Source organism: Bacillus sp. SIMBA_074, assembly GCF_046534555.1.
Classification (GTDB): domain Bacteria; phylum Bacillota; class Bacilli; order Bacillales; family Bacillaceae_G; genus Bacillus_A; species Bacillus_A mycoides.
Map to the genome: position 1 here is coordinate 1 of NZ_JAWRYM010000545.1, position 270 is coordinate 270.

The window sequence follows — 270 nt, forward strand, 5'->3', positions numbered from 1 at the left end:
GAGCACGAAAGACCCAGGGCCACCACCACTCGCCCTGACCTCGGCGTTGCCCTGGAACATGACGAGATAGTTGCGCGGCCCGGAGGCGCCGAGCGCGTCCGGGAGCAGCGCCACGACTTCGCTGGCAGGCTCGGCGACCGTCCGGATCTCGGCGAGCGCTGTGTCGACCTGCTGCACACCGGAGCGCACCTCGTCCAGCAGGGCGTCCTGATCGAGAGCCGCCAGACGCTTGTCCGCCGCATCGGTTCCCGCGACGATCTGATCGAGCAG

The 270-nt window shown here is 69.3% G+C and carries 1 protein-coding gene; it reads right to left on the bottom strand.

From position 1 onward, the window contains the following. On the bottom strand, positions 1–270 hold a 270-nt coding region (locus SB773_RS31915), incomplete at both ends, for a DUF4012 domain-containing protein (RefSeq protein ID WP_410594341.1).